Raw genomic sequence first — 17,036 nt, forward strand, 5'->3', positions numbered from 1 at the left:
TCAGAGGGCTGTACAGTAACTTCTGAGGCTACGACATTAACGATGTTAACAGTTGCTTCAGTGAGCACAATAGAAATCGATAATATTTCTTCAACAGGTGCTAGTTTAGACTGGGATAACGCATCACCTACAGGTGTTTACAATATTAGTTACAGTGCTGATGGCGGATTGACTTGGGTTGACATTATCGGCCATACAGGTTCATCTATTAATTTATCAGATCTTTCACCATCGTCTACTTATGATGTAGAGATTGCCTCTTCAGCTTACGGATGTGAGTCAGAGGTGTTTAACTCTTCGTTTGTTACCTTGTTTGAGTGTGTGACACCAGAAAATATAGTAGTAAATTACAATACCTCACAAGCAACGATTTCTTGGGATGAGCTAGTGGGGTCATTGTCTTATGAGATATTGTATAATTTTGGTTTAGGGTTTAATTTGGTAACTGTGGAGTCGAATAGTATCACACTGAATCTTTCAGGGGCTAGTTTTAATGTGTTTTATATTAGAGCAAACTGTCCTGACGATCAACAATCTGAGTGGTCTGAACTGCAGTTATTTTCTATTACATGTGATACCCCCTCGGATATTGTCGTCACGAATTCTAGTACTGATTTAACAATAGACTGGGAGGGCTCAGCTCCAGTGTATAGATTAATATACAATATTGGTGATGGTTGGGTCAATGTTTTCCCTACGGCTTCTGAATACACTATTTCAGATGTTCCAGTTGGAAGCAACGTTATATATTACATAAGATCTATATGTGACGATGAAACAAACTTCTTTTCATCTTGGGCATCAGGTTCGTATACAACGCTTTCTGGCGGCAAGTTGGCTCAAGACATTCCGTTTGAATTTGAAGTATATCCAAATCCAACAGATGGTTTAATAAACATTTCATTTGAAAATAGTGTAGAACAAACCGTAAATGTTAGGTTGGTAGATGCTTTTGGAAAAGAGGTATATCGCAAACAATTTAATGTTGGTTTTGAGACTAACTTTATAAACTTTGATATATCAAACTATGCTAAAGGAGTTTACTTCTTGCAATTGGTTTCTAACGATGCAATAAGAACTGAAAGAATAGTATTGCATTAGTAGAAGGTATGTTTTTGAAATATCTCTAAAAAAGTATTACATTTGCAGACGATTGTTTTATTAATGAGGGGGCCTATCGCCCCCTCTTTTATTAATTTATGTTGAATAAAGAAATTATTATTAAACTTGTTGATGAATTTATTTCGGAAAATAAATCCATTTTTCTTGTTGATGTGAAAGTAAGTCCTTCAAACCAGATAGAAGTTTTAATAGATTCTTTTGATGGTATTAGTATTAAAAACTGTATATCTTTAAGTAGGCACATAGAATCAACTTTAGATAGAGATGAGTGCGATTTCTCTTTACAGGTTGCTAGTGCAGGTTTGAGTGAACCTTTTAAGGTTTTTCAGCAATACGAGAAGAGTATAGGTAGAGATGTAAATATTTTTCTCAAGGGGGGAAAAGAACTTTTAGGAAAAATGCTCGACGCTAAAGAAGGTGAAGGGATTACAATAGAAACAATCAGAAAGAAAAAAGAAGGTAAAAAGAAAACGCAAATTATTGAACAACAATCATTTAGTTTTGATCAAATTGACAGGGCTAAGGTTGTTATATCCTTTTAAATTACATAATAAAGATGAATGCTACAAATTTAATTGAATCATTTTCGGAGTTTAAAGAGTTTAAAAACATAGATCGTGAAACGATGATGAACGTTCTTGAAGATGTTTTTAGAAGTGTTATGCTTAAGCAGTACGGCACCGACGAAAACGTTGATGTTATTATCAATATCGACAAAGGAGATTTAGAAATCTGGAGAAATAGAGAGATTGTGGCGGATAATGATATTGAAGACAATAATCTTCAGATTTCATATTCTGATGCTATTAAAATTGAGCCAGACTTTGAAATTGGAGAAGAAGTATCTGAACAAGTTTTCTTAAAGGATTTTGGAAGAAGACAAGTTCTGTCATTAAGACAAACTCTAACCTCTAGAATATTAGATTTAGAGAAAAAAGAAATATTTGATAGATACGAAGATAGAATAGGCGAAATAATAAATGGCGAAGTATATCAAGTTTGGCGAAATGAAGTGCTTATTCTTGATGGTGAGGAAAACGAATTGATTTTGCCAAAATCAGAAGCTATTCCAAGTGATTATTTCAAGAAGGGTGATACCATTCGAGCTGTTGTTAAAAGCGTGGAAATGAGAAATCACAATCCATTAATTATACTTTCTAGGACAGCACCTGAATTTTTAGCTCGTTTATTTGAGCAAGAAGTGCCAGAAGTATTTGACGGTTTGATTACCATCAAGAAGATTGTTCGTGTGCCTGGAGAAAGAGCTAAGGTAGCCGTAGAATCTTATGATGAAAGAATTGATCCAGTAGGTGCTTGTGTTGGTATGAAAGGTGCAAGGATTCATGGAATCGTTAGAGAGTTGAGAAATGAAAATATTGATGTAATAAATTATACGGATAATATTCAGCTTTTTATTACTAGATCATTAAATCCAGCTAAAGTTTCTTCTATTCAATTAGATGAAGAGACTATCAAAGCCGATGTATATCTTCATCCTGACCAAGTGTCATTAGCTATTGGTAGAGGAGGTTTTAACATTCGATTAGCTAGCATGCTAACAGGATATGAGATTGATGTATACAGGAATATTGATGAATCTGACGACGATGTTGAATTAACTGAATTTGTTGATGAAATTGAAGGTTGGATTATTGATGAATTAAAATCAATTGGTTGCGATACTGCAAGAGACGTTATGAAATTAGAAGTTGCTGATCTTGTTAAGCGAACCGATTTAGAAGAAGAGTCTGTTAATGAAGTGTTAAACATACTCAAAGCAGAGCTTGAATAAATTTGATTTGAAACAAAATTATGGCAGAACAGTCACAGAGATTATCAAAGGTTGCTAAAGAATTCAATGTCGGTGTTGACACCATTTTAGAATTTTTAGCTAGCAAGGGGGTAGATGATTTGAATAGAAATTCAAAGATTTCTCCTGATACCTATGAAGTATTGGTAGATGAATATCAACCTGATAAAAAGGTGAAAGCTGAGGCCAAAGAGTTAAAAAAAGCTGAAGTAGAGCAAAAAACTCATGAAAAAGAAGAGGTTGAAACACTGCGTGTTTCTATTCCTAAAATGGAAGGCCTAAAGATAGTTTCAAAAGTGGATATCCATGAGAAAAAGACTACTTCAAAGGAAGAAATAAAAAAGGAAGAGGAAGTTGTAGAAGCTCCAGTTCTAACTCCAGAGGACCCAATAGATGAAAAGCCAGTGGTTTCTGAAGATCTGGAAAAAAAGCCAGAGGAAGAAGTTAAAGAGCCCAAAGAGCCAGTTACTACATCAGAGGATGATCAAGCAACTAATAATGTTGAAAAAAACGCTGATGAGTCTTCAGTTATTCGTGCTAAAGCTAAAAAGCTAGACGGCCCCGTTATTGTATCTTCTCAAAAAATAGATTTAACTCAATTTAAAAAGCCCAAGAAAAAGCCTGTTGCTTCTTCTTCAGCTAAAATTGAAGGTAAAAAGAAAAGAAAAAGAGTTTCCACCAAGCCCAATACAGCAAGACCTAAGGGTAGAAGAAATACGACAGCTCCGAAAGTTGAGCTTACTCCTGAACAAATACAAAAACAGGTAAGAGAGAATTTGGCTAAACTGCAAAGTGGAGGTAAAAATAAAGGAGCTAAATTAAGAAGAGAAAAAAGACAAGCCAGAAAAGAAAAAGAGGAAATAGATTTAATAAAAATTGAGGAAGAAAGTAAAACAATTCAGGTAACAGAGTTTGTTACAACTGCTGAATTTGCTCAATTAATGAATGTCGCTCCTACTGAAGTAATTTCTGCCTGTTTCTCACTCGGCATGATGGTTACCCAAAATCAGCGTTTAGATGCTGAGACATTATCCATAGTTTCTGAGGAGTTTGGTTACACTGTTGAGTTTGTTGGTGCTGAAGTTCAGGAAGCTATATTGCAAGATGAAGATTCTGAAGAAGATTTAAAGCCAAGAGCTCCTATTGTTACAGTAATGGGTCATGTTGACCATGGTAAAACATCATTATTGGATTACGTAAGGAAAGAAAATGTAATCAGTGGAGAAGCTGGAGGAATAACCCAACACGTTGGCGCCTATGAAGTTGATTTAAATGGCAAAAAAATCACCTTTTTAGATACTCCGGGTCATGAGGCGTTTACAGCAATGAGAGCACGTGGTGCTCAAGTGACAGATGTTGTTATAATTGTTGTTGCTGCAGATGATCAGGTGATGCCACAAACTAAAGAAGCAATAAGCCATGCTCAAGCTGCTGGTGTTCCTATGGTTTTTGCTATTAATAAGATAGATAGAGAAACAGCTAATCCTGATAAAATTAAAGAACAATTATCCGCAATTAACATCTTACTAGAAGATTGGGGGGGTAAGTATCAATCGCAAGAGATATCAGCCAAAACAGGGCAAGGTATCAACGAGTTATTGGAAAAAGTCTTGCTTGAAGCAGAGCTTTTAAACTTACAAGCAAACCCTAGCAAAAATGCGACTGGAACTGTAATAGAAGCTTCCTTAGACAAAGGAAAAGGCTATTTGACGACTATCTTAGTTGAGGCAGGAACCCTTAAGGTTGGTGACTATGTATTGGCGGGTTGTTATTCTGGAAAAGTTAAAGCTTTGCTTGATGAAAGAGAGGCTAAAATGGAAAATGCTGGACCTTCAATGCCTGCTGTTTTATTAGGATTGAACGGGGCTGCACAGGCTGGAGATAAGTTCAATGTAATGGACGATGAGAGGGAAGCTAAAAATATCGCCACTAAGCGTATGCAACTTCAACGAGAGCAAGGTGTTAGAACACAAAAACACATTACTCTTGATGAGATAGGTAGACGATTAGCTCTTGGTGACTTTAAAGAATTGAATATAATCATCAAAGGTGATGTTGACGGTTCTATTGAAGCTCTTTCAGACTCTTTACAAAAGCTATCAACTGATTTAATTGCGGTAAATATTATTCACAAGTCTGTTGGTCAGATTTCTGAATCCGATGTAATGTTAGCGGCTGCTTCAGATGCTGTAATTATTGGATTCCAAGTCCGTCCATCGGTAAATGCAAGAAAATTAGCAGAAAATGAACAAATAGATATCCGTTTATATTCGGTAATATACAATGCTATTGAAGAATTAGAAAAAGCGATGGAAGGTATGTTGTCACCTGATATTGAAGAAAAAATAGTGTGTAATATCGAAATTAGAGAAACCTTTAAAATATCTAAAGTCGGAACGATTGCAGGATGTTATGTGCTTGATGGTAAGATGACTAGAAATACTCAAGTCAGAGTCATTAGGGACGGTATAGTTGTATATGCTGGAGAGTTAGCAACACTGAAACGATTCAAAGACGATGTTAAAGAAGTGAGTTCTGGATACGAGTGTGGTCTAAGTATCAAAAATTTCAACGACATTAAAGTTGGTGATATTATTGAAGGTTTTGAAGAGGTTGAAGTTAAAAAGAAGCTTTAATAAAAAGATTTTCATTCAATAACTTCTTCGAAGGGAACCGTTGCAGGTACAATATAAGTCCCCCTATATTTTTTACCTATTTCTTTTTGAACTTTGTGAGCTTCAAGCTTATTTACGAAGTTGCCAACTTGGATTTTGTAGTATGGCGATTTAAATTCTAAATACGTTTTTAAATGAGGAAAGTCAGACGAAAACTGAGCACGAACCTTTTGTGACTCTTCCCTACTTTGACTTTGATTGTGGTGAATTTGAACTCTATAGCCATCAACCCCACGCTTAGCGCTATTTATTTTAATTTGTGTTGACATTAAACTGTCAATTCTATGGTCATTATTATTCAAAATATCTGCATTTTGAGCAATAATTGAATTGCTAATAAAACAAATTGCTATAAAAATTAAACCTTTCATTTTGCAAATATAGATTTTTATGTTTCTAAGTGTGTGAATTTGAGTATTATATAAGAATAAACGAAACTTATTTAGAATCAGTATAAATTGCGGTAAAAAAATTAAACTCATGTAACTAAAAATAGTGGAATGTGATACATTTGTGGTCGAGAAAAATCTAGCATTTACTACAATTGAATTATACGTTTATAAACATGACTAAATTTATCAAGTTAAGTAAGTATCCTGTCACAATATTCTCCTTAATATTTTTCCTATTATTAGCTATTTCTACTTCTGTAACAGCTCAAAATGTTGAAGAGGGAGAGAAGCTATACAAAGCCAACTGTACAGCTTGTCATCAAATTGACAGTAAGCTAATAGGTCCATCTCTAAGAGGTGTTAGTGATAAGTACTCAGAGGAATGGTTGATTAAATGGATTAAAAACTCTGCTGAATTAATTGCTTCAGGTGATGCTGATGCTATTGCTATTTATGAAGAGTACAATAAGTCTCCGATGACAGCATTCCCATATTTTTCAGATGATGATGTGAAAAATATCCTTGCTTACATTGAAGAAGCTCCAGAAAAAAAAGCTGTAGTAGCAACTGCATCTGCTGATGGTGCAGTAGTTGTTGAAGATAAAACTTCAGATTACGTTATTCTCACTATCGCTATAGTTTTATTACTTGTTATTGCTGGCTTATGGAAAGTTAAAAACATGCTTAAAGAAGTTGCCGGTGAAGAGAGTGAAGACCTGTTTAGATCCACTGTAACTTTAGCTAATGCTTTTGTTGAAAGAAAATTACTAGTCCTGTTTACGGTGCTTGTGATAGTAGGATTTGGGCTCAATTCAGCTTGGAACTTAATGGCCGGTGTAGGTGTTACTAAAGGATATGCTCCAGAGCAACCTATAGCCTATTCTCACAAACTGCATGCAGGCATCAATGGAATAGATTGTAACTATTGTCACCATTCAGCTAGACATGGTAAATCTGCAGCTATCCCTTCAGCCAATGTATGTATGAACTGCCATACCTATATTAATGAAGGTCCTTCTGGAAAGGCAGAAATTCAAAAAATATACGATGCCGTTGGTTTCGATCCTGAAAAAGGACAATATATCGAAGGTTATGAGCAAAAACCTATTAAGTGGGTTAGAATTCACAACCTTCCTGACTTGGCGTATTTCAACCACTCTCAGCACGTTGTTGCAGGAGGTATTGAATGTCAAGAGTGTCATGGACCTATAGAAGAGATGGAAGTTGTTGAGCAACATTCAGAACTTACAATGGGTTGGTGTATCGACTGTCACAGACAAACGGAAGTTAACGTTGCTGACAACGATTATTATGAAGAAATGCACGCTAAATTCAAAGAGAACCACCCTGGTGAAACTTTTAATGTTGAAGCTATTGGTGGTCTTGAATGTGGTAAGTGTCATTATTAGAATTGAAAATAAATTAGTTTAACATATGACTAAGCAAAAAAAATACTGGAAGGGATTAGCGGAATTAGCTAACGACCCAGTTATCGATAAACTAAAAGAGAATGAATTTGTAGAAGACATTCCTGTTGATGATTTTTTGGGGGATGATAAAAACCTTTCAGAAACAAGCACTTCTAGAAGAGACTTCCTAAAGTTTTTAGGTTTCAGTACAGCTGCTGCAACTCTAGCTGCCTGTGAGACACCTGTTATAAAATCAATACCTTACGTTGTTAAACCTGAGGAAATTACACCAGGAGTTGCCAATTGGTATGCGTCTACTTTTTATGATGGTAATGATTTTGCTAACGTTTTAGTTAAAACACGTGAGGGAAGACCAATCTTTATCAAGCCCAATGATTTAACTTCTGCAACCCCAAATGCAAGAGTTATATCTTCTGTTTTATCTCTTTACGATTCTAATCGTCTAAAAGGCGCTATGAAAAACGGCGAATCTATTTCATGGTCTGATGCAGATACAGATATTATCGAAAGGCTATCTAATGTAGATGGCGATGTTGTGATATTAACTAATACTATTATTAGTCCAACGACACAAACTATTATTGATGCATTTGCAGATAAATATTCTGCTAAGCATATTCAATATGATGCGATTTCTTATCAAGGAATGCTTGATGCCAACAATGCGTCTTTTGGACAGAGAGCACTTCCAACATATCACTTAGAAAAAGCAGATGTTCTTGTTTCTTTCGGTGCTGACTTTTTAGGAAGCTGGTTGAACACTTCTTTTGAAAAGCAATACATCGCTAATAGAAACCCTAAGTCTGGTAAAATGTCTCGTCATTTCCAGATTGAAACAAATATGTCTTTATCAGGTTCAAATGCGGATGTAAGAATCCCCGTAAAACCTTCTGAGAAACTTACATTATTACAAAACCTTTATGACGCTTTAAATGGCAATGCTTCAGCAAATGATAAGATTAAGGATATCGTTTCAGAATTGTCATCTGCTAAAGGCAAGTCTTTAGTAATTTGCGATAGTAACGATAAGGCCGTTCAAATTATGGTTAATGCCATAAACGATAAGCTTGGTAATTATGGTAAAACTATAGATTTAAGTCAGCCATCTCTGTTGAAAGCTGGTGATGACAATGCTGTTGCTCAACTTGTTCAAGATATGAACGATGGTAAAGTAGGAGCTCTAATTATCAATGGTGTTAATCCTTCATACACATTAGCTAATGCTGATGATTTCAATGCTGGATTGAAAAAAGTTTCTTTAACGGTTTCAACAGCACTAAGTATGGACGAAACGTCTACTAATGTAGAATATGTTTGTCCTGACCGTCATTATTTAGAGAGTTGGGGTGATGCTAAAGCAACACCAAATCAAGTAGCATTTACTCAACCTACTATTCAACCTTTATTTGACAGTCGTCAGATACAGGAGTCTTTACTAACATGGAGTGGTGACGATACAGAATATTACACCTATTTGAAAAATTATTGGAGAAGTAAAGTGTCATGGTCCTCATCATTACACGATGGTTTAGCGGAAGTGTCAGCTACTCCACTTTCAACATCTTCTTTTTCTGCTAGTGTAACGGCTGTAGCTGCTGAAGGAAAAGGATTAGAGTTAGCCTTATATCAATCTAATTCTTTGGGTGATGGCTCACAATCAAATAATCCTTGGTTGCAAGAATTGCCTGACCCAATTACTAGATCTTGTTGGGATAACTATTTAACTATATCGGCTACTACTGCTCGTGAAAATGGGCTTAGCAATTGGAACATTTCTGACGGTGCTCTCAATGGTGATATGGTAAGATTAACTGTCGGAGATGTTGTATTAGAAAATGTGCCAGTACTTATTCAGCCTGGTCAAGCTATAGGAACTCTTGGTTTAGCTTTAGGTTATGGTCGTACAGCTTCTGGTAAAGTTGGCAATGGAGTAGGGGTAAACGCTTATCCATTAGCAATTAATAATAGCTATACTTCATCCGATGTTAAAATCGAAAAAGTTGAAGGTGAGCATGGTTTTGCCTCTGTCCAGTTACATCATACTATGATGGGTAGAGATTTAATTAAAGAAGCGTCACTTACAGACTACATAGCAGATCCTAAAGCAGGTAATCCTGATTTATTATTTGACACTCATAAAGGTAAATTGTTTGCCGATGAGGTAAGTTTATGGAAAGAGCACGACCACGAGACAGGCCATTTTTGGAACCTATCCATTGATTTAACATCTTGTATCGGTTGTAATGCTTGCGTTGTCGCTTGTCATTCAGAAAACAACGTTCCTGTTGTTGGAAAAGAAGAGGTAAGAAAAAGTAGAGATATGCATTGGTTGCGTATCGACAGATATTTCTCTAGTGATATGACTAAAGAAATTGCTGAAGAAGAAGGCATTGGAGCAGTATCTAAGTATAAAGCCATGGAGATACCATCAGAAAATCCTGATGTAGCATTTCAACCGGTAATGTGTCAGCACTGTAACCACGCACCATGCGAAACGGTTTGTCCAGTAGCAGCAACGTCTCATAGTGCAGAAGGACAAAATCATATGGCATATAACCGTTGTGTAGGTACACGTTATTGTGCTAACAACTGTCCTTACAAAGTACGTCGTTTCAACTGGTTCAACTATGCTGAAAATGATGCTTTCGATTACAATATGAATGACGATTTAGGCAAGATGGTATTGAACCCTGATGTTACTGTACGTATCCGTGGTGTAATGGAGAAATGTAGTATGTGTGTTCAGATGATTCAAAAAACTAAACTTGATGCTAAACGTGATGGCAGAAAGGTATTGGATAAAGATGCACAAACGGCTTGTTCAATAGCTTGTCCTACTAATGCACTGGTATTTGGTGATGTAAACGATGAGTCAAGTGAAGTTAAACAATTGAAATCAGATGAAAGACGATATTTCTTGCTTGAAGCAATAAATACTGCGCCATCTGTATTTTATCAAACTAAGATTAGAAATAGAAAAGCTTAATTAATAAATTATGCAAAAAGAAAGCCCTATAAGAGAGCCCCTAATTCTCGGTAACAAAAGCTACCACGATATCACCGTAGATGTAGCAAAACCAGTATTAGCCAAAGCCAATAAACTATGGTGGATAGTATTTGGTATTTCATTAGTATTATTTGTTTGGTGGATTTTGTCCGTAGGATATACCATTGGTACAGGAATTGGTGTTTGGGGACTGAATAAAACAGTTGGTTGGGCATGGGATATTACCAACTTCGTATGGTGGGTAGGTATTGGTCATGCTGGTACCTTAATCTCTGCCGTATTATTACTATTCAGACAAAAATGGAGGTTATCGATTAACCGTTCTGCAGAAGCTATGACGATCTTTGCTGTTGTTCAGGCGGCTATGTTCCCACTTATTCATATGGGTCGTCCCTGGTTAGGCTATTATGTATTCCCTATTCCTAATAACTTCGGTTCTTTATGGGTTAACTTTAACTCACCATTATTGTGGGATGTATTTGCGATTTCTACCTATTTCTCTGTATCCTTTGTGTTTTGGTATGTAGGTCTTATTCCTGATTTTGCCATGATAAGAGACAAGGTAAATGAAAAGTATTGGCCTTTACGTAAGAAGGTATATAGTATATTATCATTTGGTTGGAGTGGTAGAGCTAAAGATTGGCAACGATTCGAAGAAGTGTCATTAGTTCTTGCAGGTTTAGCTACTCCATTAGTATTTTCGGTTCACTCTATTGTATCCTTTGACTTTGCCACTTCTGTAATTCCTGGATGGCACACGACTATTTTCCCGCCTTATTTTGTTGCTGGGGCTGTATTCTCGGGTTTTGCTATGGTACAAACCTTATTATTAGTAATGCGTAAAGTAGTTGGTTTAGAAGCGTATATTACAATAAAGCATGTTGAATACATGAATATCGTAATTATGCTAACTGGTAACTTGGTTGGTATAGCATACCTTACGGAGTTGTTTATGGCTTGGTACTCAGGTGTCGAGTTTGAACAATATGCATTCCTTAATAGAGCAACAGGTCCTTACTGGTGGGCATACTGGAGTATGATGACGTGTAATGTTATTTCACCACAATTAATGTGGTTCAAAAAATTAAGAACAAACATTGTGTTTACATTCATATTGGCATTATTCGTAAATATTGGAATGTGGTTTGAGCGATTTGTAATTATTGTGACATCTATTCACCGTGATTACTTACCATCAAGCTGGAGTATGTTCTCTCCGACCTTTGTTGATATAGGTATTTTTGTGGGGTCCATTGGGTTCTTCTTCGTACTGTTTTTACTGTACTCTAGAACGTTCCCAGTGATAGCACAAGCAGAATTAAAAACGATTGTTAAATCTTCTAGCGAACAATATAAAAAGTAAAAGACATGAGTAAAAAAGTCATTTACGGAATATTTGATGATGAAGAGGTACTACTTAACAGTGTTAAGGAAGTCCGTTCAAAAGATATTTCTATTAAAGAAGTGTATTCTCCATTTCCTATACACGGATTAGACCATGCCTTAGGTTTGGAAAGAACCCGCTTGGCAATTGCAGCCTTTATATACGGCGCCATAGGTTGTGGTTTAGCAATATGGATGACCTATTATATAATGATATTAGATTGGCCACAAAACATAGGGGGTAAGCCTAGTTTTGCTTACTACTTGAATATGCCAGCCTTTGTGCCCATTATATTTGAGATGACTGTATTGTTCTCAGCTCACCTTATGGTTATAACCTATCTTTTCAAATGTAAATTATTTCCTGGTCAAGAATCTGCTAGTCCAGATCCAAGAACAACTGATGATAAATTTCTTATGGAAATAGAGTCTGATGATGACAAGACAATAAGCACACTTTTGAAAAAAACGGGTGCTACTGAAATTAACGTTAAAGAAATTGCCTAAAGATGAAAAAAGTATATAACAATATCCTTCTAGTTGCGATACCTTTTTTAGCATTATCGTTACTGTCTTCTTGTTCAAACAATGAGGTTGGAAAACCCGGTTATGAGTTTATGCCAGATATGTATCGTTCGCCATCTTTAGAAATTTATTCTTCGAATACATTTTTCAAAGATAGTTTGAATGCACGACAACCTGTTGCAGGTACTATGCCTAGAGGCTTTGTCGCTTTCGAATACGATAACACCTTAGAAGATTATTTATTAGCAGGTAAGGAGTTGAAAAATCCTTTTGAAAATACAGATGAAAATGTAGAAAAAGGAAAACAACTTTATCAAATGTTTTGTGCTCATTGTCACGGTAAAAATGGTGATGGTAAAGGAAGCGTAACACACCCTGTTTATGGAGCTATACCTTCCTATGCTGATGATGTTATGATTCGTAGAACAGGTGAAAACATGAATGACTTAGCAGCAGGTAATATTTACCATGCTATTTATCATGGACTTAATGCAATGGGTCCTCATAATACTCAAGTCAATGACACTGAACGTTGGTTGATTACAATGTACGTTCAAGAATTACAAAAAGGAAACTAATTAAGATTAAACTAACTGTATATGTACACAGTAACAAAAAACACCAAGTTAATTTCTTACGTTTTAATGGCAATAGGACTAGTCGCTATTGTATTCGGATTTACTAATGATGCACATCGTGCATGGCCAAGTTTGATGGTAAACAATTATTTTTTCTTGGGCATATCAGCATTTGCTATATTCTTTGTTGCTCTTCAGTATGTTTCTGAGGCAGCATGGGCTATTCCTTTCAAGCGTGTAGCTGAAGGTATCACTTCCTATTTTTTAGTTGGGGGTATTATTATGCTATTCATCATTATAGCAGGAAAATTACATTGGAATCACATTTGGCACTGGATGGCTGATGGTATTATGGATCCTAATGACGAGCATTACGATGCTATCATTGCAGGTAAAGAGGGTTATTTAAATTTCCCTTTCTTCTTCATTCGTGCTGCTGCCTATATCTTTGGATGGTGGTATGCTGCTAAGCGTTTAATTGCTCTTTCAAGAAGAGAAGATACTGAAGGCGGTTTGAGTAGTTATAAAGCAAGTATAACATTATCGGCAATCTTTATTGTGTTCTTTGGTTATACATCGTCTATGATGGCATGGGACTGGATAATGTCTATTGATACTCACTGGTTCAGTACTCTATTTGGTTGGTTTGTATTCTCATCAATGGGTGTTACAGGTTTTACTATGATTGCTATGGTTGCAATTGTACTAAAGCGTAAAGGATATTTGGAGCAGGTTAATGAAAATCACATTCACGATTTAGGAAAATGGATTTTTGCTTTTAGTATACTATGGACTTATATGTGGTTCTCACAATTTATGCTTATCTGGTATTCTAATATACCTGAAGAAGTAACGTATTATATGGCACGTTGGGAAAATTACAACGCACTATTTTGGATTACTTCTGTCATTAACTTCATCTTCCCACTACTTATTTTGATGAGTAGAGATAGCAAGAGAAACTTTGGATATATCATGACGGTAGGTGTTATTGTTCTTATAGGACACTGGTGCAATGTGTTTTTAATGATTGAGCCAGGTGTTATGAAAGATCATTGGCACATTGGGTTTACTGAAATAGGAATGTTTGCAGGTTTCCTAGGGTTATTTTTGTTCATCGTAAACAGAGCGCTAACAAAAGCACCTTTGTTTGTGAAGAATCACCCCTTTGCTGACGAAAGTATACACCACCACATTTAATAAAAAGAGATAACGAATAAAATATACAGGCGAATATGACTACTTTTTTAAATTTCTTAATCATAGTCTTAACAATAATAGGAATCGTACAAGTTGTACGAGTTATTGAAATTGCTGTTAAACTTAAAGGGCCGCAAGACAAGATTATTACTGATCAAGATAATCGTTACAATGCCCTTGCGATGTTAATTGTTGGTTTAGGTTTTACGGCATTCGTTGCTTATTCATTTAAGCTCTGGGGACATTTGATTTTGCCAGACCCTGTAAGTGTACATGGTGAGGGTATAAAAATGTTATGGGATACCACTATGATTCTAATCCTAGTAACATTCTTTATTACACAAACTTTACTTTTTGTGTTTGCTTACAAATACAGAGGTAAAGAGGGAAATACGGCTTTATTCCAAACACACAACAACAAGTTAGAATTGTTATGGACTTCTGTTCCTGCCTTTGTTTTAACAGGTCTTATTCTTTTTGGTCTAAGCACATGGAACAACACTATGGTTCCAGATACCACCAATGCAAAGATAATGGAAGTGTACGCTCAACAATTCAATTGGACAGCTCGTTACGCTGGTGATGACAACCAATTAGGGAAAGCACACTATACGCTTATTGGTGGAATAAATACATTAGGGGTAGATGAGAGAGATTCTTTATCACACGATGATGTTGTGGTAAGAGAAATACACTTGGTAAAAGATCAACAAGTATTGATGAAATTCAGATCTCAAGATGTGATACACTCGGCTTATTTGCCACACTTCAATGTGCAGATGAATTGTGTGCCAGGTATGAATACACAGTTTGCTTTCACGCCAACAAAAACAACCAAAGAAATGCGTGAAGACCCAGAGATGATTGAAAGAATGAAATTCATCAATGAGGCACGAGCTAAAAAAGGTGAAGAGCCTGTTGAGTTCGATTACGTACTCCTTTGTAACAAAATATGTGGTTCTGCCCACTACAATATGCAGATAAAAGTAATTGTAGAAACTCAAGAAGAATTTGATGCTTGGATGCAAGAACAAGATACTTTTAAGACTTTAGTAAGCGCACAATAAGAACATAGAATAATTAGATAATATGTCAGATCATAACGAACACCACCACCACGAAGAAACATTCATTTCCAAGTACGTTTTCAGTACTGACCATAAGATGATTGCTAAGCAGTTCCTTATTACGGCTATGGTAATGGGTGTAATTGCAATATTGATGTCTGTATTTTTCAGAATGCAATTGGCATGGCCTGCCGAAGGTTATCCTATACTAGAAACCTTTTTAGGAAAATGGGCTCCTGATGGAGTAATGGATCCTAATATATATCTAGCACTAGTAACTATTCATGGTACCATAATGGTATTCTTTGTTCTTACAGGAGGGCTGAGTGGTACATTCTTTAACCTACTTATTCCACTTCAGATTGGGGCAAGAGATATGGCATCAGGATTTCTAAATATGCTATCCTATTGGTTCTTCTTTGTCTCTTCAGTAGTCATGGTCATTTCCTTGTTTGTTACCTCAGGGCCTGCCGCTGCTGGTTGGACAATATATCCACCTTTGAGCGCCTTGCCACAAGCGATGCCGGGTTCTGGATTAGGTATGACGCTATGGCTAGTCAGTATGTCTTTGTTTATTGTTTCAGCTCTACTAGGAGGATTGAATTATATTGTTACCATCCTAAACCTTAGAACTGAAGGTATGTCTATGACACGTTTACCACTAACTATGTGGGCATTTTTAGTGACAGCTATACTTGGAGTTTTGTCGTTCCCTGTATTACTTTCTGCAGCATTACTATTGATTTTTGATAGAGGTTTTGGTACAGCATTTTACCTCTCTGATATTATGATTCAAGGGGAGATGCTTACACAAACAGGAGGTTCACCGGTATTATTCCAGCACCTATTTTGGTTCTTAGGACACCCTGAAGTATATATTGTACTATTACCAGCTTTAGGTATAACTTCTGAAGTAGTATCAACAAGCTCTCGTAAGCCAATCTTTGGATATAGAGCTATGGTTGGTTCAATATTAGCCATTGGATTCTTATCCTTTATAGTTTGGGGACACCATATGTTTATGACAGGTATGAACCCATTTTTAGGTTCGGTATTTACGTTTACAACATTATTGATTGCCATACCATCGGCAGTAAAAGTATTTAACTACCTCACCACTCTGTGGAAAGGAAATATACAATTCACACCAGCTATGCTATTCTCAATAGGTTTGGTTTCTACCTTTATTTCGGGTGGTTTAACAGGACTTATCTTAGGAGATAGTGCATTAGATATTAACGTACACGACACCTACTTTGTAGTAGCTCACTTCCATATTGTAATGGGACTGTCGGCTATCTTTGGGATGTTTGCAGGGATTTACCATTGGTTCCCTAAAATGTACGGTAAGATGATGAATAAAAACCTTGGATACGTTCACTTCTGGCTAACCTTTATTTCGGCTTATGGCGTATTCTACCCAATGCACTTCATCGGTTTGGCAGGTGTACCAAGACGTTATTATTCTAATACAGCTTTCCCAATGTTTGATGGTCTAGTCGAGATTAACGAACTGGTAACGGTATTTGCTATTTTAGGTGCGGTGGCACAAATCTTTTTCTTCTTTAATTTCTTCTACAGTATATATAGAGGAAAAGATGCTCCACAAAACCCATGGCGTTCTAATACCTTAGAGTGGACTACGCCAACTCATGACAGAATACACGGTAACTGGCCAGGTGAGATACCAAGCGTTCACCGTTGGGCATACGATTACAGTAAGCCGGGTGCTGATGAAGATTTTGTATCTCAGATTACACCACTCAAAGAAGGCGAAGAAGAACATTAACGTTTTCTTATCAAAGAATTAATAAAAAGCCTCATCGAAAGATGGGGCTTTTTTATTA

At 36.2% G+C, this 17,036-nt stretch carries 12 protein-coding genes and 1 pseudogene; 12 read left to right on the plus strand and 1 reads right to left on the minus strand.

The genetic code is table 11. The annotated features are described in order from the left end of the window. From P8I29_05080 to infB, 4 genes are all read left to right on the plus strand, one after another. On the plus strand, nt 1–1,101 hold a 1,101-nt coding region (locus tag P8I29_05080), incomplete at its 5' end, for a T9SS type A sorting domain-containing protein (GenBank protein ID MDG1917176.1). A 98-nt stretch (nt 1,102–1,199) separates the two neighbouring features. Continuing rightward, complete coding sequence (gene rimP, locus P8I29_05085; protein MDG1917177.1) at nt 1,200–1,664, plus strand: ribosome assembly cofactor RimP; 465 nt, start codon at nt 1,200–1,202, stop codon at nt 1,662–1,664. Nucleotides 1,665–1,678: 14 nt separating this feature from the next. Continuing rightward, nucleotides 1,679–2,914, plus strand: coding sequence for a transcription termination factor NusA (gene nusA, locus P8I29_05090; GenBank protein ID MDG1917178.1), 1,236 nt, complete (start codon nt 1,679–1,681; stop codon nt 2,912–2,914). 20 nt (nt 2,915–2,934) lie between these two features. Then, nucleotides 2,935–5,568 (plus strand): translation initiation factor IF-2, encoded by a 2,634-nt coding sequence (gene infB, locus P8I29_05095; GenBank protein ID MDG1917179.1) that lies wholly within the window; start codon nt 2,935–2,937, stop codon nt 5,566–5,568. Nucleotides 5,569–5,579: 11 nt separating this feature from the next. Here infB and P8I29_05100 read toward each other — a convergent pair whose 3' ends face one another. After that, nucleotides 5,580–5,978: an SPOR domain-containing protein gene (locus tag P8I29_05100; protein ID MDG1917180.1), complete on the minus strand. Its 399-nt coding sequence runs from the start codon at nt 5,976–5,978 to the stop codon at nt 5,580–5,582. Nucleotides 5,979–6,172: 194 nt separating this feature from the next. On the opposite strand from P8I29_05100, the gene P8I29_05105 reads away from it, so the two are divergent. From P8I29_05105 to P8I29_05140, 8 genes and pseudogenes are all read left to right on the plus strand, one after another. Continuing rightward, nucleotides 6,173–7,408, plus strand: a complete 1,236-nt coding sequence (locus P8I29_05105) for a cytochrome c3 family protein (GenBank protein MDG1917181.1) — start codon at nt 6,173–6,175, stop codon at nt 7,406–7,408. Nucleotides 7,409–7,433: 25 nt separating this feature from the next. Then, on the plus strand, nt 7,434–10,415 hold the full coding sequence (locus tag P8I29_05110; GenBank protein ID MDG1917182.1) for a TAT-variant-translocated molybdopterin oxidoreductase: 2,982 nt from the start codon (nt 7,434–7,436) through the stop codon (nt 10,413–10,415). A gap of 10 nt (nt 10,416–10,425) precedes the next feature. Continuing rightward, nucleotides 10,426–11,796, plus strand: a pseudogene (nrfD, locus tag P8I29_05115) (polysulfide reductase NrfD). A gap of 8 nt (nt 11,797–11,804) precedes the next feature. Continuing rightward, nucleotides 11,805–12,326 (plus strand): DUF3341 domain-containing protein, encoded by a 522-nt coding sequence (locus P8I29_05120; GenBank protein MDG1917183.1) that lies wholly within the window; start codon nt 11,805–11,807, stop codon nt 12,324–12,326. A 2-nt stretch (nt 12,327–12,328) separates the two neighbouring features. After that, the gene (locus P8I29_05125) at nt 12,329–12,922 is read left to right on the plus strand and encodes a cytochrome c (protein ID MDG1917184.1); all 594 of its coding nucleotides are present in this window, start codon (nt 12,329–12,331) and stop codon (nt 12,920–12,922) included. 21 nt (nt 12,923–12,943) lie between these two features. Beyond that, the gene (locus tag P8I29_05130) at nt 12,944–14,122 is read left to right on the plus strand and encodes a quinol:cytochrome C oxidoreductase (GenBank protein ID MDG1917185.1); all 1,179 of its coding nucleotides are present in this window, start codon (nt 12,944–12,946) and stop codon (nt 14,120–14,122) included. A 35-nt stretch (nt 14,123–14,157) separates the two neighbouring features. Next, the gene (locus P8I29_05135) at nt 14,158–15,189 is read left to right on the plus strand and encodes a cytochrome c oxidase subunit II (protein MDG1917186.1); all 1,032 of its coding nucleotides are present in this window, start codon (nt 14,158–14,160) and stop codon (nt 15,187–15,189) included. A 22-nt stretch (nt 15,190–15,211) separates the two neighbouring features. After that, a complete protein-coding gene (locus P8I29_05140) occupies nt 15,212–16,978 on the plus strand; it encodes a cbb3-type cytochrome c oxidase subunit I (protein ID MDG1917187.1) in 1,767 nt (588 codons plus the stop codon). Nucleotides 16,979–17,036 lie beyond the last annotated feature (58 nt).

The sequence above is a fragment of the Flavobacteriales bacterium genome (genome assembly GCA_029248105.1).
GTDB lineage: Bacteria > Bacteroidota > Bacteroidia > Flavobacteriales > UBA7312 > UBA8444.